The following is an 18,069-nucleotide window of genomic DNA, read 5'->3' on the forward strand; positions in this document are numbered from 1 at the left end:
AGGATTCGAGGAACCATGTCCGAACACGACGTCCAGCGGGAAGTCTCCGAACTCCAGGCCAAGTCGGCCACGGCGGCCCGCATCTTCGACCTGCGCCGCATCATCGGCGGCCTGTTCGTCCTCTACGGCATCATCGTCACGATCGCCGGCATCAACCCCTCCGACTCCTCCCTCGACAAGTCGGAGGGCATCAACATCAACCTGTGGACGGGCCTGGGGATGCTGCTCCTGGGCATCTTCTTCCTGGTCTGGCTGAAGCTGAAGCCTGCGGCGCCGGTGCGGGTGGATCCACCGGAGGGTGAGGACGGCGCCTGAGGGGTGCCGGGTTCGGTTGGCGGGCGACTGCGGGTCCGTTGTGGCTGGTCGCGCAGTTCCCCGCGCCCCCAAGGAGTGCAGTCCATGTGAGCCAGGCGTTCAGGGGCGCGGGGAACTGCGCAAGAACGCCCGCCCCCACCCAGCCGCAGACGTCACGGCCCCGCCGCCGGTGGCACCGGGCCGGCGCGGTCCAACAGGCCCGTCCGCGCAGCCAGTGCCGCCGCCTCCAGGCGAGACCCGACTCCCAGTTTCATCAGCACCCGCTGCACATGCGTCCGCGCGGTCGACGGCGCTATCCCCATCCCCGCCGCGATCAGCCGCGTGTCCTCCCCGTCGGCCACCCGCACCAGCACCTCCACCTCCCGAGGCGTCAGCATCTGGAGCAACCGCTGCCCCTCGTCGTCCGGCTGCGCCGCGGGATTCAGCAGCTCGCTGAACGCCCCCTGCAACAACTGCGGCGCCACCGCCGCCTCTCCCGCCCGCGCCTTCATGATCGCCCGCTCGACACCCTCGATCCGCTCGTCGTGCCGCACATAGCCGGAGGCCCCCGCGGCGAACGCGGCGGCGATCCCGCGAGGGCTCGGGACCGGCCCCAGCACCAGCACCGCCACCTGCGGCCGCTCCCGCTTGATCTTCACGACCGGGTCGAACATCCCCGGCTCGGCCGGCGTGGCCGTACCCAGCAGGCACACCTCGGGCGCCCGGCTGATCACCAGCTCCGCCGCCCCCGCGGCAGGCGCCGCCGCCGCGAGCACCCGGTGCCCCCGCAGCTTCAGTGCCGAGGCCAGCGCCTCGGCGAGCAATCGGTGGTCGTCGACCACCATGAGCCGAACTCCCATCGAGCAACCCCCCAGTCCCCCCATGGATCCGCGTGAATGCCCCACTATGGATGCCCACTGATCCGCGCGGACAGAGGCCCTCTCCCAGCCCCCCGCCCTTCATGCACCCGGAAGCTACACGCTAGTTCGACGTTGCGCTTCCCCTACCGGCGAGAAGTGTCCCGGAAGTGCTGAATTCCCGGCTTTCCTGGCGTTCGAGGACGATGTGCGAGACCTTCACGCATTCTCACGGCCTTCACGCGTTCTCACGACCGTCACGCGTCCTCGGCCAGCTCCAGCCACCGCATCTCCAGCTCCTCCCGCTCCCCCGCGAGATCCCGCAGCTCGGCGTCGAGCGTGGCGACCTTCGCGAAGTCGGTGGCGTTGTCGGCGATCTGCGCGTGCAGCTTGTTCTCCCGCTCGGAGATCTTGTCGAGCTGCCGCTCGATCTTCTGGAGCTCCTTCTTCGCGGCCCGCTGATCCGCCGCGCTCTTCTCGGGTACGGCCTTCACCGGGGCCGGGGTGACCGCGGCCGCCGCCTCCTCCATCCGCTGCCGCCGCTCCAGGTACTCGTCGATGCCGCGCGGCAGCATCCGCAGGGTGGCGTCACCGAGCAGCGCGAAGACCCGGTCGGTCGTGCGCTCGACGAAGAACCGGTCGTGGGAGATGACGACCATCGAGCCGGGCCAGCCGTCGAGGACGTCCTCCAGCTGGGTCAGCGTCTCGATGTCGAGGTCGTTCGTCGGCTCGTCGAGGAAGAGCACGTTGGGCTCGTCCATCAGCAGCCGCAGCAGCTGGAGCCGCCGCCGCTCACCACCGGACAGGTCCCCGACCGGCGTCCACTGCTTCTCCTTGTTGAAGCCGAACGTCTCGCACAGTTGCCCGGCGGTCATCTCGCGCCCCTTGCCGAGGTCCACGCGCTCCCTCACCTGCTGGACGGCCTCCAGCACCCGCAGCGCGGGATTGAGTTCGGCGACCTCCTGCGAGAGGTAGGCGAGCTTGACGGTCCTGCCGACCACGACCCGCCCGCCCACGGGCTGCGTCTCGCCCTCGGTCCGCGCGGCCTCGGCCATGGCCCGCAGCAGCGAGGTCTTGCCGGCGCCGTTGACCCCGACGAGACCGATCCGGTCCCCGGGGCCCAGCTGCCAGGTCACATGCTTCAGCAGCACCTTCGGACCGGCCTGGACGGTCACGTCCTCCAGCTCGAAGACGGTCTTGCCCAGCCGCGAGGACGCGAACTTCATCAGCTCGCTGGTGTCCCGCGGCGGCGGCACGTCCTTGATGAGTTCGTTCGCCGCCTCGACCCGGAAGCGCGGCTTGGACGTACGGGCGGGAGCGCCCCGCCGCAGCCACGCCAGCTCCTTGCGGACGAGGTTCTGCCGCTTGGTCTCCTCGGTGGCGGCGATCCGCTCCCGCTCGGCCCGCGCGAAGACGTAGTCGGAGTACCCGCCCTCGTACTCGTAGACGTCGCCCTTCTGCACGTCCCACATGCGGGTGCAGACCTGGTCGAGGAACCAGCGGTCGTGGGTGACGCAGACCAGCGCCGAGCGGCGTTCGCGCAGGTGCTTGGCCAGCCAGGCGATGCCCTCGACGTCGAGGTGGTTGGTGGGCTCGTCGAGGACGATCAGGTCCTGTTCCTCGATGAGCAGCTTGGCCAGGGCGATACGGCGGCGCTCGCCACCGGAGAGCGGCGCGATGACGGTGTCGAGGCCCTGCGGGAAGCCGGGCAGGTCGAGTCCCCCGAACAGTCCGGTCAGCACGTCCCGGATCTTGGCGTTGCCGGCCCACTCGTGGTCGGCCATGTCCCGGATGACCTCGTGACGGACGGTCGCCGCCGGGTCCAGGGAGTCGTGCTGGGTGAGGACGCCCAGGCGCAGCCCGCCGGAGTGGGTGACGCGTCCGGTGTCGGCGTCCTCCAGCTTGGCGAGCATGCGGATCAGGGTGGTCTTGCCGTCGCCGTTGCGGCCCACGACGCCGATGCGATCGCCCTCGGAGACGCCGAGCGAGACACCGTCCAGCAGGGCACGGGTGCCGTACACCTTGCTGACGTTCTCGACATTGACCAGATTGACGGCCATTTCTCTCCTGCCCAGGGGGATCGATCGACCCTCCAGGGTAGTCCGACCGCTACGCCCGGATCACCGTCGCACCCGGCACCGGCCCCGAGGCCGTGCGCACCGCCCGGCAGGTGCCCGAGGCGCGCAGCGCGTCCGCGATCTCCAGCGCCGCCCCGGCCCCCCGGGCCAGGAAGGCCGTGGTCGGGCCCGATCCCGACACCAGCCCGGCGAGGGCGCCCGCGGCACTGCCCGCCGCGAGGGTGTCGGCCAGTTCCGGGAAGAGCGAGAGGGCGGCGGGCTGGAGGTCGTTGGAGACGGCGGCGGCGAGTGCCTCCGGGTCGCCCTCCGCCAGCGCGTCGAGAAGGGCCTCGGAGGCGACGGGCTCGGGGACGTCGAGGCCCTCGGTGAGCCGGTCGAACTCGCGGAAGACGGCCGGGGTCGACAGACCGCGCTCCGCCATCGCGAACACCCACGAGAAGTCGCCGCCGACGTCCAGGGGACGCAGTTTCTCGCCGCGTCCGGTACCGAGCGCGGCGCCGCCGACCAGGCTGAACGGCACGTCGCTGCCCAACTCGGCGCAGATGTCGAGCAGTTCCTCCCGGGAGGCGCCCGTGCCCCACAGGGTGTCGCAGGCCAGCAGCGCGCCGGCGCCGTCCGCGCTGCCGCCCGCCATGCCGCCGGCGACGGGGATGTCCTTGGCGATGTGGAGGTGCACGGCGGGCTCGATGCCGTACCGCCCGGCGAGCGCGAGCGCGGCCCGCGCGGCGAGGTTCGTGCGGTCCAGGGGGACCTGGGCGGCGTCGGGGCCCTCGCAGGTGACCCGGAGCTCCTCGGCGGGCGTCGCGGTCACCTCGTCGTGGAGGCCGACCGCGAGGAAGACGTTGGCCAGGTCGTGGAAGCCGTCAGGGCGGGCGGCGCCCACCGCGAGCTGGACGTTGACCTTGGCGGGGACACGGACGGTGACGCTCACTGGTGACCGGGCTCCTTGTTCGGTGCGTGCTCGGCGATCCGCGCGAACTCCTCGACGGTGAGCGACTCGCCGCGGGCCTGGGGCGAGACCCCGGCCGCCACGAGAGCCGTCTCGGCCGCCGCGGCCGACCCCGCCCATCCGGCGAGCGCGGCCCGCAGGGTCTTACGGCGCTGGGCGAAAGCCGCGTCGACCACGGTGAACACCTCGCGCTTGGAGGCGGTCGTCTTGACCGGCTCGGTCCTGCGGGTGAGTGCGACCAGGCCGCTGTCGACGTTCGGCGCGGGCCAGAACACGTTGCGCCCGATCGACCCGGCCCGCTTGACCTCGGCGTACCAGTTGGCCTTCACGGACGGGACGCCGTACACCTTCGAACCGGGCGCCGCGGCGAGCCGGTCGGCGACCTCGGCCTGGACCATGACGAGGGTGCGCTCGATGCTCGGGAAGGTGTCGAGCATGTGCAGCAGCACGGGTACGGCGACGTTGTAGGGAAGGTTCGCGACGAGTGCCGTCGGCAACGGAGCCGGGAGGTCGGTGACGTGCATGGCGTCGGAGTGCACGAGTTGGAAGCGGTCGGCACGGTCGGGCATGCGAGCGGCGATCGTGGCCGGGAGCGCTCCGGCGAGTACGTCGTCGATCTCGACGGCGGTGACGCGGTCTGCGGTCTCCAGCAGTCCGAGAGTCAGTGAGCCGAGACCGGGGCCCACCTCCACGACGACGTCCTCGGGCTTCACCTGGGCGGTCCGCACGATCCTTCGGACCGTGTTCGCGTCGATCACGAAGTTCTGGCCGCGCTGTTTGGTGGGGCGGACACCGAGCACGGCCGCGAGTTCTCGGATGTCGGCGGGGCCGAGTAGGGCGTCTGGAGAGGGGCTGCTGCTCACGGGCACCAGGGTACGGGGCCCGTGGCTCGCATTTCGGCTGCGGGCTCGTGGGGGCTGGTCGCGCAGTTCCCCGCGCGCCTAGGTGGGCCCATGCACGCGCCTAGGTGGGCCCATGCAAGCGGGTTCCGCAGTGCGGCCAAGGGCTCGCCCCCCGCCTCACGTACAGCTTCTTCGCCCGGAAGGTCTGCTCCGCCGCCGGGGCGTCCTGGGGGCGGCCGGAGCCGCCGAGGCCCTGCCAGGTTCTCGTGTCGAACTGGTAGAGGCCGCCGTACGTTCCCGACGGGTCCACCGCGTTGGGGCGGCCGCCGGACTCGCAGTGGGCGAGGCCCTGCCAGTTCAGGTGGTCCGCGCCCTGGACGGAGGTCGGCATCGGCCTGGTGCCCACCCGCACCAGCTGGTCCCGGGGCTCGCGCACCGTCTCGACCCGGATCCGGCGCGGCTTCTGCTTGACGCCGTTGACGGTACGCAGGGAGTACGTGACCCGTCGTACGCCCGGCTGCCCCGCCTGTTCGATGACCTCCGTGCCCTTGAACAGGGAGGCGTCCTGGGTCCGTTGCTCGCGGAACGGGATCTGCTCCTCCCGGACCTCCCTCGTCCCGGTGATCCGCAGCACGGTGATGGTCTGGCCCTCGCGCGGGAAGCTCCCCGACGGCACCGAGGTGGTGTCCATGCCGCTGAGCGTGACGCCGGCCTCCTGCACGGCCTCCGCCACGGTCGCCGCGTTGGTGCGGATCGTACGGGCCCGGCCGTCCGCCATGACGGTCACCGAGCGCTCGGTGCGCACGTCGAGCGCGAGCCCCTCCCGCCCGATCCGCCGGGAGCGCGAGGTGGACAGGTGCGCGCCCTCGGCCCGCACTCCGAGCTGCTTCAGCGCCCCTTCGACGGTCTGCGCCGTCGTCCACACCTCGCGCCGTTGTCCGTCGAGCGTGAGCCGGACGGGACGGCCGTAGCGGACCTCGACCTCGTCCCCGCTGGCGAGCTGTTCGCCGGGGGCCGGCGCGACGACGTCGTGCGCGCCCACCGTCACGCCCTCCTCGGCGAGCAGCTCGGTCACGTCGTCCGCGAAGGTGTGCAGGGTGCGCGGCTTGCCGTCGACGGTCAGCTCGACCGCCTTGTCCTCGGCGACGAACGCGGTGGTGCCGCCGGCGAGGAAGGCGACGACCAGCGCCTGCGGAAGCAGCCGGCGCACGGTGCTGTCGGAGCGCTCGATGTACCGCGCCCTGCGCCGACGCGCGGCCCGCCGCCCCGAGTGCTGGAGCGGCAGGGTCGGCTCGGACGTCTCGTACGCGGGCCGGTAGGTGTCCTCGTACGGCGGGAAAGGCGTCTCGTACACCTCGTACGGGAGCGTGTCCGCGGTGGAGGGCTCGGGATACGGCTCGGTGGGGACGTAGGCCTCGTACGTCTCGTACGGCGAGTTGCTCACGACGACACGCTCCAGGGGTCCGGATCGGGCCCCCAGAACCTAGCGGAGCGACCGTCACTCTCCAAAGCGACGCGACTACCCGGAGTTACGTTCGAGCGGTCAGTAACCGAAGGCGCGTGCGGTGTTGGCGGCGAGTGCCGTGGCCAACGCGTCCTCGCCGATGCCGCGCACGGCGGCCATCGCGCGCACCGTGACCGGAATGAGATAGGGGGCGTTGGGCCGTCCGCGGTACGGCGCCGGCGTCAGGAAGGGCGCGTCGGTCTCCACGAGCAGGAGCTCCAGCGGGGCCACCGCCACCGCGTCCCGCAGGTTCTGCGCGTTCTTGAAGGTGACGTTGCCGGCGAAGGACATGAAGTAGCCCTCGCGGGCGCACACTTCGGACATCTCCGCGTCGCCTGAGTAACAGTGGAAGACGGTCCGCTCGGGAGCGCCCTCCTCCTTCAGCACCCGCAGCACGTCGTCGTGGGCGTCGCGGTCGTGGATGACGAGCGCCTTGCCGTGCCGCTTGGCGATCTCGATGTGGGCGCGGAAGGACGCCTCCTGCGCCTCCTTGCCCTCGGGCCCGGTGCGGAAGTAATCGAGGCCGGTCTCGCCGACGCCCTTGACCTGCGGGAGCGCGGCCAGCCGGTCGATCTCCGCGAGCGCCTCGTCGAGCGCCCCGGTGCCGCCGGGGGTGCGCGCGCCCTGCCGGGACCAGCCGTCCGGGTCGCCGTGGACGATGCGCGGGGCCTCGTTGGGGTGCAGGGCGACCGTCGCGTGGACGGCGTCGTGGCGGGCCGCCGTCTCCGCGGCCCACCGCGAGCCGCGGATGTCGCAGCCGACCTGGACGACCGTGGTCACCCCGACCGACGCGGCTTTCGCGAGCCCCTCCTCCACGGTCCCGTCCTGCATGTCCAGGTGGGTGTGGGAGTCGGCGACCGGCACCCGCAGGGGCTCCGGGAGCGGCGGTGCCGCGTTCTTGTCGCGGGGGCTGTTCGAAGGCATGCCCCGATCCTACGAAAGGGGCACACCCCGCCCGGCGGGAGACCGGGTCAGCCCGGTTCAGCTCGCCTTGCGCTGGAACACGTGCAGCAGGTCGGACAGGTGCCAGTGGTGCTCGCCGGGCTCCGGCGCCCCGTCGGTGCCCGCGGGCACCTCCACGGGACCGGCGGGGGGCGTGCGGTGCTGCCGGTGCGCCGCGTCGCGGGTGGCGGCGACCCGGCCGGGCCGCATGATCCGCACGACGTGGTGGTCGCAGTTCTCGCACGTGGGCCTGGAGAGCGGCGAGGGCACGACCCGTCCGTCCGCCGTGTACTGCACGAACTCCCGGCCGTCGCCGTCGATGTGGTGCTCTATCTCGTACGACTGCTCCCACCCGTGCCCGCAGCGCATGCAGGCGAAGGAGTAGGACTCGTTGACGACTGCCGTGGCACCGGGGTGCCCTGCGATCTCGCTCATGCCAGCTCCTGTGTGTCCGCTGGTTCGAAGGACGGGTACGTCCCTCACCCCAGTGGACGCCTCAGGGAGGACGAAGGCGACAGACCCTGTCGACTGTTGAGGCCGATTTGGACTTTCCTTGCCAAACGGACCCGCCACGCCGTGTGGACCTTTGCATTCCGAGACACCGCTTTGCGAGCACATGGGGCGCGCGCTCAGACGTCATGCGCCCTGCTCAGAGGCGGTGTGACCCACCTCATGCGCCCCCTCAGGAAGGGGCGTTCTTCGCCGCGACAACGGCATCGAACACCACGCGCTTGGGGATCCCGGCCTCGACGGCCACCGCGGCGATCGCCTCCTTGCGCCGCTCCCCCGCCTCCTCCCGGACCCGCACCCGACGCACCAGTTCCGCGTCGTCGATCTCCGCGGTCCCCTTCTCGGGCGCCCCCTCGACGACGACGGTGATCTCCCCCCTGACCCCGTCCGCGGCCCACTCGGCGAGCGCGCCCAGCGGCCCCCGCTTGACCTCCTCGTACGTCTTGGTCAGCTCCCGGCACACCGCGGCCCGCCGCTCGGTCCCGAACACCTCGGCCATCGCGGCGAGCGTGTCGTCGAGCCGGTGCGGTGCCTCGAAGTAGACGAGGGTCCGCCGTTCCTCCGCGACCTCCCGAAGCCGCGAGAGCCGCTCCCCGGCCTTGCGCGGCAGGAACCCCTCGAAGCAGAACCGGTCCACCGGCAGTCCGGACAGCGCGAGCGCGGTGAGCACCGCGGACGGTCCCGGCACGGCGGTGACGCGGACGTCCTTCTCGACGGCGGCGGCGACCAGCCGGTACCCGGGGTCGGACACGGACGGCATCCCGGCGTCCGTGACCAGCAGCACGCGCGCGCCGCCGAGGAGTTCCTCGACCAGTTCGGGGGTCCGGGCGGCCTCGTTGCCCTCGAAGTAGGACACGATCCGCCCCTTGGGCGTCACGCCGAGCGCCTGGGTCAGCCGGCGCAGCCGCCGGGTGTCCTCGGCCGCGATCACGTCGGCCCCGGTCAGTTCCTCCGCGAGCCGGGGAGGAGCGTCCGCGATGTCGCCGATAGGGGTGCCCGCCAGGACAAGGGTTCCAGTCACCCGTCCATCCTCCCAGGGGCGCCGCGAACCGGACGCATCCACCCATGCACGGGACTCACACAGCACGGTTCCCTACGATGGCGCGGTGACCAGTACCGCGTCCTCCACGGACACCCGGCAGGACCAGGCCCCCCAGGACCGGCGGCCGTCGTGGCAGCAGAGGCTGCGCCGTTTCGGCTACACCGCGCAGACCAGCGGCGACGTGCGCGAGCGTCTGGTCCCGCCCTATGTGGCACCCAGCCCGCGGATGTGGCAGGTGCTGGGGGTTCCGCGGGTGCTCTCCGACCGGATCTCGCGCTGGTCGGGCTGGCTCGGGCCGCTGCTGGTGACGCTGGTGGCGGGGATCATGCGGTTCTGGAACCTGGGCAGCCCGAAGAAGGTGATATTCGACGAGACGTACTACGCCAAGGACGCGTGGGCGGTCGTCCACCGCGGCTTCGAGCTGAGCTGGGACAAGAACGCCGACAGCCAGATCCTCTCCTCGAACGGGCATGTCCCGCTGCCGACGGACGCCGCGTACGTCGTGCATCCCCCGGTCGGCAAGTACGTCATCGGGCTCGGCGAGCTGATGTTCGGGTTCAACCCGTTCGGCTGGCGGTTCATGACGGCGGTGCTGGGGACGCTGGCGGTGCTGATCGTGTGCCGGGTGGGCCGCCGGATCTTCCGCTCCACCTTCCTGGGCTGCCTGGCCGGTGCCCTGATGACGGTGGACGGGCTGGCCTTCGTGATGGCGCGGACCGCGCTGCTCGACGGTGTGCTGATGTTCTTCGTGGTGGCCGCGTTCGCGTGCCTGGTCATCGACCGCGACCGGGCCCGGGAGAAACTCGCCGCCGCGCTGCCGGTCGACTCCTACGGCCTCGTGCGCCCCGACGCGCACGTCGGGGACACCCTGCGCCTGGGATGGCGCCCCTACCGCTGGCTGGCGGGCCTGCTCCTCGGCCTGGCCATCGGCACCAAGTGGAACGGCCTGTTCTTCCTCGTCGCCTTCGGCGTCATGACCGTGTTGTGGGACGTGGGCTCGCGCCGGGTCGCGGGGGCGCGGCACCCGTACGAGGCGGTCCTCAAGTACGACCTCGGGATCGCGTTCCTGGCCATGGTGCCGGTCGCGGTCGTCACCTACCTCACCTCGTGGATCGGCTGGATCCTCTCCCCGGCGGACGGCAGCGGCGGCTACTACCGCAACTGGGCGGCGACCGACGGCAAGGGCGGCCACTGGACCTTCCTGCCCGACTGGTGGCGCAGCCTGGTCCACTACGAGCACGAGGTCTACAAGTTCAACGTCGGGCTGTCCTCGCCGCACACGTACATGTCCAACCCGTGGAGCTGGATCGTCGACGGCCGCCCGATCTCCTTCTTCTACGAGTCGCCCTCGCCCGGCACCGACGGCTGTCCGGCGGACGCGGGCGAGAAGTGCGCCCGCGAGGTGCTGGCGATCGGCACGCCGCTGCTGTGGTGGGCCGCCTGCTTCGCGATCCTGTACGTGCTGTGGCGCTGGTTCTTCCGCCGCGACTGGCGGGCCGGCGCCATCGCCTGCGGCATCGCGGCGGGGTACCTGCCCTGGTTCAACTACCAGGAGCGCACGATCTTCTTCTTCTACACGATCGTCTTCCTGCCCTTCCTCTGCCTGGCCGTGGCCATGCTGGTCGGCGCGCTCATCGGCCCACCCCGAGCGAGCGACACCCGCCGCGTGGCGGGCGCGACGGCGGCAGGCGTCCTGGTCCTCCTGATCGCCTGGAACTTCATCTACTTCTGGCCCCTGTACACGGGCACGGCGATCCCGATCGACTCCTGGCGGTCGCGGATGTGGATCGACACCTGGGTCTGACAGCTCCCTGTTCACGTACGTGAATTGAGCACCCGGGTCGAGCAATCGGAAAACTCTTGCCCCGGGTGTCACACCTCCCGCTTAGGCTGCCCACAACAACGGGGAATCGGGGAGGGGGCCACACCATGGCCAAGGGGGTGAAGGTCGCTGTCGTCAGCACGGTGTTCGCCGTGATGGTCGGCGGGGCCGGGTACGGGGCGTACAACTTCGTGTCGGCGCTGAGCGACGACGGCAGCGGTGGGGTCGGGGACGCCAAGCGGAGCGGGCCGCCCACCGACGACGAGATCAAGGAGACCTCCCGGGACTTCTTCGCCGCCTGGGAGAAGGGCGACGCGGCGGGCGCCGCCGCGCTCACCAACAACAACACGACCGCCGAGACCCTGCTGACGGGCTACAAGGCGGACGCACACATCGGCGACGTGAGGATCACGCCCGGCAGGGCGACCGGCGCCACCGTGCCGTACAGCGTCAAGGCGACCGTGTCGTACGGCGGCAAGTCCAAGCCGCTGGCCTACCGCAGCGAGCTGACCGTCGTGCGCGGGGTGACCACCGGCAAGGCGCTCGTCGACTGGCAGCCCTCCGTGGTGTACCCGAAGCTCCAGCGCGACGACCGGCTCGTCACCGGCGAGTCCGCGAGCCCGTCCATCGAGGCGGTGGACCGGGGCGGCCAGGTGCTGACCAAGGAGAAGTACCCCTCCCTCGGCCCGGTTCTGGACGCCCTGCGGGAGAGATACGGCAGCGAGGCCGGCGGCACCCCCGGGATCGAGCTGGTCGTCAAGCACCCCGACCAGACCCCCGACACCTCCCTGCTCACCCTCGCCGACGGCAAGGCGGGCAGGGTGCGGACCACGATCAGCGCGACCGCGCAGGCCGCCGCCGAGAAGGCCGTGAAGCTGTACAAGCAGTCGTCGGTCGTCGCGGTCAAGCCCAGCACCGGCGAGGTGCTGGCCGTCGCCAACAACCGTACGGACGGCTTCAACGCGGCCTTCGAGGGCACCAAGGCCCCCGGCTCCACCATGAAGATCATCACCGCCGCGATGCTCATCGACAACGGCGTGACCTCGATGAACGGCCCGGCGCCCTGTCCTCCCGAGGCCGTGTGGCAGGGGCAGACCTTCAAGAACCTCGCCACCCTGAAGCCCGACGAGAACGCCACCCTCGCCAACAGCTTCATGCGGTCCTGCAACACCGCCTTCATCAAGCTGATCGACGAGAAGCCGCTCACCGACGAGTCGCTGACCCTGGAGGCCCAGAACCGGTTCGGGATCGGCCAGGACTGGAAGACCGGCATCGTCTCCTTCGACGGCAAGGTCCCCGCGGTCAGCGGCCCGGACCGGGCGGCCAACGCGATAGGCCAGGGACAGGTCCAGATGAACCCGCTGAACATGGCCTCGGTGACGGCCACCGCCATCACCGGCACCTTCCGCCAGCCCTACCTGGTCTCGCCCGAGCTCGACGACCGCGAACTGGCGACCGCGAAGGGTCTGCCGTACAACACCGCCGCTCAGCTGAAGCAGATGATGAAGCTGACCGCGACGCAGGGCACGGCGGCCACGGCGATGGCGGGTCTCCGCGGGGAGATCGGTGCGAAGACCGGTTCGGCGGAGGTCGACGGACAGCAGGTGTCCAACAGCTGGTTCACCGGTTTCCGCAACGACGTGTCGGCGGCGGCCATGACCGAGGAGGGCGGCCACGGCGGCGACGCGGCCGGCCCGATTGTCGCAGCTGTGCTACGAGCCGCAGGCTGACGTCACCCCTGTGGGACAGGGACTCTAGTCTGTTGCAGTCGTTGAGGTGCATGAGGGCAACGGGGACCCTGGAACAGCGCGGAGGAAGCGTAAGTCGTGGGTAACAGAAGGCGCGTCGCCGAGCGACGGAAGACCAGGCCGGCCGTGGTCGCCGGGATGATCGCCGTGGTCGTCGGCGGCGCCGGCATCGGCGTCTACGCGCTGTACGGCGGCGGGGCGGCGGCCGACGACCGGACGCAGACCTCCGCGGCCGACCACAAGCCGAAGGTGAAGACCGGCCCGCTGTCGGCGGCCGAGGTCACCTCCACCGCGACCGCGTTCCTCACCTCCTGGCAGCAGGGCAAGGTGGCCACGGCCGCCGCCGCGACCAGCGACGGCAAGGCCGCCACCGCCCTGCTCACCGGCTGGACCAAGGACGCCCACCTCACCGCCACCACCCTCACCCCCGGCCCCCGCACCGGCGACAAGGTGCCGTTCTCCGTGAAGACGACGGTGGCGTACAAGGGCCTCAGCAAGCCCCTGACGTACGGCAGTTCCCTGACCGTGGTCCGCAACACCACCACCGGCAAGCCCCAGGTCCACTGGACCGCCTCGCTCGTGCACCCGGACCTGGCGGACGGGGACACCCTGGTCACCGGTGAGTCCGGGACCCCTCCGGTCAAGGCGTTCGACCGGGACGGCGGCGAGCTCACCGCGGCCAAGTACCCGTCGCTGGGCACTGTGCTGGACGGGCTGCGCGACAAGTTCGGCAAGACGGCGGGCGGCAAGGCGGGCATCGAACTGCGGGTGGTCCGCGCGAAGGACAGCAAGTCGTCCGACAAGACCCTGGCCGAACTCAGCAAGGGCACCCCGGGCACCGTGAAGACCACCCTGAGCCCGACGCTCCAGGCGGCGGCCGAGCGGCAGGTCACCACGCAGGCGCGGTCCTCCGTCGTCGTCCTGCGCCCCTCGACCGGCGAGATCCTCGCGGTGGCCAACGCGGGCCACGGCTTCAACACCGCCTTCCAGGGCTCCCTCGCCCCCGGTTCCACGATGAAGGTCATCACCTCCTCGCTGCTCATCGAGAAGGACCTCGCGTCCCCGGACAAGCCGCACCCGTGCCCGAAGTACTTCACGTACGGGGGCTGGAAGTTCCAGAACGACGACAAGTTCGAGATCAAGGGCGGCACCTTCAAGGCGAGCTTCGCCCGCTCCTGCAACACCGCCTTCATCAGCCAGGCGGGCAAGCTGGACAACGACTCCCTGACCAAGCAGGCCCAGCAGGTCTTCGGTCTGTCCATGGACAACTGGGCGATCGGCGTTCCGTCCTTCGACGGCGCGGTGCCGGTGCAGAGCGCGGCCCAGAAGGCGGCCTCGCTGATCGGCCAGGGCGGGGTGCGGATGAACCCGCTGAACATGGCGTCGGTCGCGGCCACCGTCGAGTCGGGCACCTTCAAGCAGCCCTACCTGGTGTCCCCGAGCGTCGATCACCGCACGCTCGCCACCGCCTCGCGCACGATGTCGCCGGCCACGCTGTCGGCGCTGCGTGAGCTGATGTCGTACACGGCGGCCTACGGCACGGCGGCCGAGGCGATGTCCGGGGTCACCGGCAACGTGGGCGCGAAGACCGGCTCCGCGGAGGTCGACGGCCAGAAGAAGCCCAACGGCTGGTTCACCGCCTACCGCGGCGACCTCGCGGCCGCGGGCGTCGCCCAGGCGGGCGGCCACGGCGGCGACACGGCGGGCCCGATCGTGGCGGCCCTGCTGAAGATCGGCGGCTGACCCCTCGGGTCAGCCCCTCACGTCAGCCTCTCGGGGCAGCCCCTCACGTCAGCTCCGCACGGGGGCGGCGGCCATGTAGGTCCGCCGCAGGAATCTGAGCAGCGCCTTCTGCTCGAACTGCACCACCGACACCCCATGGTCCGAGTGGAACTCCACCACGGCCTGTACCCGGCCGCACGGCCACACCCGCACCTCGCCGCTGCCGGCCGGTGCCCTGAGTCCCTGTTCCAGCAGGGCTCGCGAGAAGGTCCACTCGTCGGTGCCCGGCAGGCCGACCCGCACCGAACGCGGGTCGGTGTCCGGGTCGTAGCGCAGCACGACGGGGATCGCCTCGTCCTCCGCGATGTCCGCGTCAGAAACGATGTGGGCTCGCGCGTACTGTTCGACTACAGACATCGTGACGGGCCTCTCACGCTGCGTAACCTGTGCGGAAGCTGTGCATCCATTCCCTCTCCAGCGTCGCACATTTCCCGGATTCCGCTCCCGGGACCGAAAGCCCGTGACTTGCTGTTCGTCACCCGACTCTCTTGCAAAGAGTTCGCAACAAGCCACTATCATCGAACGGTGCATGTGCCTGACGGATTCATAGACGCCCCCATCTCGGCAGCGACCGGAGTCGTCGCCGCGGCCGCCGTCGCGGTGAGCCTGCGCGGCGCCCGGCGTGAACTCGACGAACGCACCGCGCCCTTGGCCGGCCTCGTCGCGGCGTTCATCTTCGCCGTGCAGATGCTGAACTTCCCGGTGGCCGCGGGCACCAGCGGCCACCTCCTGGGCGGGGCGCTGGCCGCGATCCTCGTGGGCCCGTACACAGGGGTCCTCTGTGTCTCCGTGGTCCTCCTCATGCAGGGCATCCTCTTCGCGGACGGCGGGCTGACCGCGCTCGGCGTGAACATCACCGACATGGCCGTGGTCACCACGGTCGTGGCGTACGCCGTCTTCCGCGGGCTGGTGAAGGTGCTGCCCCGCGGACGCGGTGCGATCACCGCGGCCTCCTTCGTGGCCGCCGTGCTCTCGGTGCCCGCCGCGGCCGTCGCCTTCACCCTGATCTACGCGGTCGGCGGCACCACCGACGTCTCGATCGGCAAGGTCGCCACCGCGATGATCGGCGTCCACGTCCTCATCGGCATCGGCGAGGCGGCCATCACCGCGCTGACCGTGGGCGCCGTCGTCGCCGTACGCCCCGACCTGGTGTACGGCGCGCGGGGTCTCCGGCAGAAGCTGAAGCTGCGGGTCGGCGGTGAGCTGGTCGACGTACCGGACACCGCGCCCGTCGCCGCCGCCCGCTCCCCCCGCAAGGTCTGGATCACGGGCCTGGCCGCCTCCCTGGTCCTCGCCGGGTTCGTCAGCTTCTACGCCTCCGCCAGCCCCGACGGTCTGGAGAAGGTCGCCGCCGACCAGGGCATCGACGCGAAGACCGAGGAGCACGCCTCGGCGGACTCGCCGCTCGCCGACTACGGCGTGAAGGACGTCGAGGACGCCCGCCTGTCCGGGGGGCTGGCGGGCGTGATCGGCGTCGGCGTGACCGTCGTCGCGGGCACCGGGGTGTTCTGGGCGGTCCGCAGGCGTCGCAGTGCCGACGTCTCGCCGGCGAGCACGAGCGGCGTCTGACGTGGGGGCGGGGCACGCGCACCGGCTGTACCGGCACGGGCACTCCCCCGTGCACGCCCTGCCGCCGCACACCAAGCTCGCGGCGGTGTTCGCCTTCGTGGTGGTCGTGGTCTCGACCCCGCGGGAGGCGATGTGGGCGTTCGCTCTGTACGCCGTCCTGCTGGGCGTCGTCGCCCGTCTCGCGCGCGTGCCCGCCGGCTTCCTGCTGAAGCGGCTGCTGATCGAGGTGCCGTTCGTGGCGTTCGCGGTGCTGATGCCGTTCGTCGCGGAGGGCGAGCGGGTCGAGGTGCTCGGGATGTCGTTGAGCGTGAGCGGTCTGTGGGGCGCGTGGAACGTGCTCGCCAAGGGCACCCTCGGCGTCGCCGCGTCCGTCCTGCTGGCGTCCACCACCGAACTGCGCGAACTGCTCCTCGGCCTCCAGCGGTTGAAGCTCCCGCCGCTCCTCGTCCAGATCGCGTCCTTCATGATCCGCTACGGCGACGTCATCACCGACGAGATGCGGCGGATGCGGATCGCGCGGGAGTCGCGGGGGTTCGAGGCGAGCGGCGTGCGGCACTGGGGCGTCCTCGCGAAGTCGGCCGGCGCCCTGTTCATCCGCTCCTACGAACGCGGCGAGCGGGTGCACCTGGCCATGGTCAGCCGCGGGTACGCCGGTTCGATGCCGGTCATCGACGAGGTGACCGCGTCCCGGGCGCAGTGGTCGTACGCCTTCGCGCTCCCCGTGACCGCCCTCGTCGTCTGCGTGGTGGGATGGACCCTGTGACAGCCTCCCTGGAAGTGACCGGACTCGCCTTCGCCTACCCCGACGGGCACCAGGCCCTGTTCGGCGTGGACTTCTCGATCGCGCGCGGTGAGCGGGTGGCGCTGCTCGGGCCGAACGGCGCCGGCAAGACCACCCTCGTGCTGCACCTCAACGGCATCCTGGGCGGCGGGGTCGGCTCGGTGAAGGTCGCCGGACTGCCCGTGGACAAGAAGCACATGGCGGAGATCCGGCGCCGGGTCGGCATCGTCTTCCAGGACCCCGACGACCAGCTCTTCATGCCGACCGTGCGCGAGGACGTGGCGTTCGGACCGGCGGCGGCCGGGCTGAAGGGGGACGAGCTGGAGGCGCGGGTGCGGACCGCGCTGGAGCGGGTCGGCATGGCGGAGTTCGCCCACCGGCCCCCGCACCACCTCTCCTTCGGGCAGCGGCGCCGGGTGGCCGTGGCGACCGTGCTCGCCATGGAGCCGGAGATCCTCGTCCTGGACGAGCCCTCCTCCAACCTCGACCCGGCCTCCCGCCGCGAACTCGCCGACATCCTGCGCTCGCTGGACGTGACGGTCCTGATGGTCACGCACGATCTGCCGTACGCCCTGGAGCTGTGCCCGCGCTCGCTGATCCTGAGCGAGGGCACCATCGCCGCGGACGGGCGGACCGGCGAACTCCTCACCGACGAGGAGCTGATGCGGGCCCACCGGCTGGAGCTGCCCTTCGGATTCGATCCGCGGTCCGTGACAATGGGCGCGTGACGAACGCAGAGGACGCCGGATCTCCGCTCCTTGACGACCAGTTGTGCTTCGCGCTGTACACGGCCCAGCGTGCGGTGACCGCCGCGTACCGGCCGCTCCTCGACGAACTCGGGCTCACCTACCCGCAGTACCTGGTGCTGCTGGTGCTGTGGGAGCGCGGCGAGACGACGGTGAAGGAGCTCACGGGGGCCCTGCGCCTGGACTACGGTACGGTCTCGCCGTTGCTCAAGCGGCTGGAGGGCGCCGGGCTGGTCCGCCGGGAGCGGGCGGTGGACGACGAGCGCTCGGTCCGCGTCGCGTGCACGGGGCGCGCGGAGGAACTCAGGGAGCGGGCGGCTGCCATACCGGGCGCCCTGCTCGCGGCGACCGAGCTCGACGGGGCGGAGGCCGAGCGGTTGCGCGGCGAGCTGTGGCGGCTCGCGGAACGGGCGGGCACGGCGGCGGCCCGCTCCCGCTGACCTCTCGCACACGCTGACGCCTTGCACGCCCACCCGCTGACCCCGCGCACACGCTCCCGCTGGCCCCGCGCACACTCCCCGACCTCGGGTTACCCCGGGTTGCCGCCCCCTGACGGCACCCTCTCTCCCTACCGGCCGGTATCTTGTGCACGATGTTCTTGTG

Annotated in this window: 17 protein-coding genes; 8 read left to right on the forward strand and 9 right to left on the reverse strand. The window is 71.3% G+C overall.

Features of this window, described 5'->3' with window-relative positions; genetic code table 11:
• Positions 1-15: 15 nt before the first annotated feature.
• Positions 16-315, forward strand: coding sequence for a hypothetical protein (locus IF54_RS0112160; RefSeq protein ID WP_030317493.1), 300 nt, complete (start codon positions 16-18; stop codon positions 313-315).
• Between the two features lie 152 nt (positions 316-467).
• Here the strand turns inward: IF54_RS0112160 and IF54_RS0112165 are convergent, their stop codons facing one another.
• The 8 genes from IF54_RS0112165 to rsmI all read right to left on the reverse strand — a co-directional run bounded on the left by IF54_RS0112165 (position 468) and on the right by rsmI (position 8,997).
• Entirely contained in the window at positions 468-1,154 is a 687-nt protein-coding gene (locus IF54_RS0112165; RefSeq protein WP_078851945.1) for a helix-turn-helix transcriptional regulator, read from the reverse strand.
• A gap of 254 nt (positions 1,155-1,408) precedes the next feature.
• Positions 1,409-3,211, reverse strand: coding sequence for an ABC-F family ATP-binding cassette domain-containing protein (locus IF54_RS0112170; protein ID WP_030317497.1), 1,803 nt, complete (start codon positions 3,209-3,211; stop codon positions 1,409-1,411).
• A 49-nt stretch (positions 3,212-3,260) separates the two neighbouring features.
• Positions 3,261-4,160, reverse strand: coding sequence for a 4-(cytidine 5'-diphospho)-2-C-methyl-D-erythritol kinase (locus IF54_RS0112175; protein ID WP_030317499.1), 900 nt, complete (start codon positions 4,158-4,160; stop codon positions 3,261-3,263).
• Positions 4,157-5,041: a 16S rRNA (adenine(1518)-N(6)/adenine(1519)-N(6))-dimethyltransferase RsmA gene (gene rsmA, locus IF54_RS0112180; protein ID WP_030317501.1), complete on the reverse strand. Its 885-nt coding sequence runs from the start codon at positions 5,039-5,041 to the stop codon at positions 4,157-4,159. The genes IF54_RS0112175 and rsmA overlap by 4 nt, the downstream gene beginning before the upstream one ends.
• 100 nt (positions 5,042-5,141) lie before the next feature.
• Positions 5,142-6,464 carry a resuscitation-promoting factor gene (locus IF54_RS0112185; RefSeq protein WP_037819874.1) on the reverse strand — a complete coding sequence of 441 codons (1,323 nt, stop codon included), beginning with the start codon at positions 6,462-6,464 and terminating at the stop codon, positions 5,142-5,144.
• 99 nt (positions 6,465-6,563) lie between these two features.
• Entirely contained in the window at positions 6,564-7,448 is an 885-nt protein-coding gene (locus IF54_RS0112190; RefSeq protein WP_030317505.1) for a TatD family hydrolase, read from the reverse strand.
• 57 nt (positions 7,449-7,505) lie between these two features.
• On the reverse strand, positions 7,506-7,901 hold the full coding sequence (locus IF54_RS0112195) for a hypothetical protein (RefSeq protein WP_030317508.1): 396 nt from the start codon (positions 7,899-7,901) through the stop codon (positions 7,506-7,508).
• Positions 7,902-8,148: 247 nt separating this feature from the next.
• Complete coding sequence (gene rsmI, locus IF54_RS0112200) at positions 8,149-8,997, reverse strand: 16S rRNA (cytidine(1402)-2'-O)-methyltransferase (protein ID WP_030317509.1); 849 nt, start codon at positions 8,995-8,997, stop codon at positions 8,149-8,151.
• Between the two features lie 85 nt (positions 8,998-9,082).
• On the opposite strand from rsmI, the gene IF54_RS0112205 reads away from it, so the two are divergent.
• The 3 genes from IF54_RS0112205 (at position 9,083) to IF54_RS0112215 (ending at position 14,331) form a co-directional block, all read left to right on the forward strand.
• A complete protein-coding gene (locus IF54_RS0112205) occupies positions 9,083-10,822 on the forward strand; it encodes a dolichyl-phosphate-mannose--protein mannosyltransferase (RefSeq protein WP_030317511.1) in 1,740 nt (579 codons plus the stop codon).
• 125 nt (positions 10,823-10,947) lie between these two features.
• Complete coding sequence (locus IF54_RS0112210; protein WP_030317513.1) at positions 10,948-12,570, forward strand: penicillin-binding transpeptidase domain-containing protein; 1,623 nt, start codon at positions 10,948-10,950, stop codon at positions 12,568-12,570.
• Positions 12,571-12,666: 96 nt separating this feature from the next.
• Positions 12,667-14,331 (forward strand): penicillin-binding transpeptidase domain-containing protein, encoded by a 1,665-nt coding sequence (locus tag IF54_RS0112215; RefSeq protein ID WP_030317515.1) that lies wholly within the window; start codon positions 12,667-12,669, stop codon positions 14,329-14,331.
• A 48-nt stretch (positions 14,332-14,379) separates the two neighbouring features.
• On the opposite strand, the gene IF54_RS0112220 is transcribed toward IF54_RS0112215, so the two are convergent.
• Entirely contained in the window at positions 14,380-14,727 is a 348-nt protein-coding gene (locus tag IF54_RS0112220; RefSeq protein ID WP_030317517.1) for an SsgA family sporulation/cell division regulator, read from the reverse strand.
• Positions 14,728-14,895: 168 nt separating this feature from the next.
• Between IF54_RS0112220 and IF54_RS0112225 the strand changes: the two genes are divergently transcribed.
• The 4 genes from IF54_RS0112225 to IF54_RS0112240 are packed head-to-tail and all read left to right on the forward strand — an operon-like array spanning position 14,896 to position 17,906.
• Entirely contained in the window at positions 14,896-15,939 is a 1,044-nt protein-coding gene (locus tag IF54_RS0112225; RefSeq protein ID WP_030317519.1) for an energy-coupling factor ABC transporter permease, read from the forward strand.
• Between the two features lies 1 nt (position 15,940).
• Positions 15,941-16,702, forward strand: a complete 762-nt coding sequence (gene cbiQ, locus IF54_RS0112230) for a cobalt ECF transporter T component CbiQ (protein ID WP_030317521.1) — start codon at positions 15,941-15,943, stop codon at positions 16,700-16,702.
• Complete coding sequence (locus IF54_RS0112235) at positions 16,690-17,448, forward strand: energy-coupling factor ABC transporter ATP-binding protein (protein WP_030317523.1); 759 nt, start codon at positions 16,690-16,692, stop codon at positions 17,446-17,448. The genes cbiQ and IF54_RS0112235 overlap by 13 nt, the downstream gene beginning before the upstream one ends.
• Complete coding sequence (locus tag IF54_RS0112240; protein ID WP_030317525.1) at positions 17,445-17,906, forward strand: MarR family winged helix-turn-helix transcriptional regulator; 462 nt, start codon at positions 17,445-17,447, stop codon at positions 17,904-17,906. Before IF54_RS0112235 ends, IF54_RS0112240 begins: the two co-directional genes overlap by 4 nt.
• Positions 17,907-18,069 lie beyond the last annotated feature (163 nt).

Origin of the sequence: Streptomyces sp. NRRL B-3229 (genome assembly GCF_000719505.1) — a bacterium.
Lineage (GTDB): Bacteria > Actinomycetota > Actinomycetes > Streptomycetales > Streptomycetaceae > Streptomyces > Streptomyces griseorubiginosus.

Coding starts and splice junctions, on each gene's coding strand:
- IF54_RS0112160 (WP_030317493.1), top strand. CDS start 16: ATGTCCGAACACGACGTCCAGCGGGAAGTCTCCGAACTCCAGGCCAAG.
- IF54_RS0112165 (WP_078851945.1), bottom strand. CDS start 1,154: ATGGGAGTTCGGCTCATGGTGGTCGACGACCACCGATTGCTCGCCGAG.
- IF54_RS0112170 (WP_030317497.1), bottom strand. CDS start 3,211: ATGGCCGTCAATCTGGTCAATGTCGAGAACGTCAGCAAGGTGTACGGC.
- IF54_RS0112190 (WP_030317505.1), bottom strand. CDS start 7,448: ATGCCTTCGAACAGCCCCCGCGACAAGAACGCGGCACCGCCGCTCCCG.
- IF54_RS0112195 (WP_030317508.1), bottom strand. CDS start 7,901: ATGAGCGAGATCGCAGGGCACCCCGGTGCCACGGCAGTCGTCAACGAG.
- IF54_RS0112210 (WP_030317513.1), top strand. CDS start 10,948: ATGGCCAAGGGGGTGAAGGTCGCTGTCGTCAGCACGGTGTTCGCCGTG.
- IF54_RS0112220 (WP_030317517.1), bottom strand. CDS start 14,727: ATGTCTGTAGTCGAACAGTACGCGCGAGCCCACATCGTTTCTGACGCG.
- IF54_RS0112235 (WP_030317523.1), top strand. CDS start 16,690: ATGGACCCTGTGACAGCCTCCCTGGAAGTGACCGGACTCGCCTTCGCC.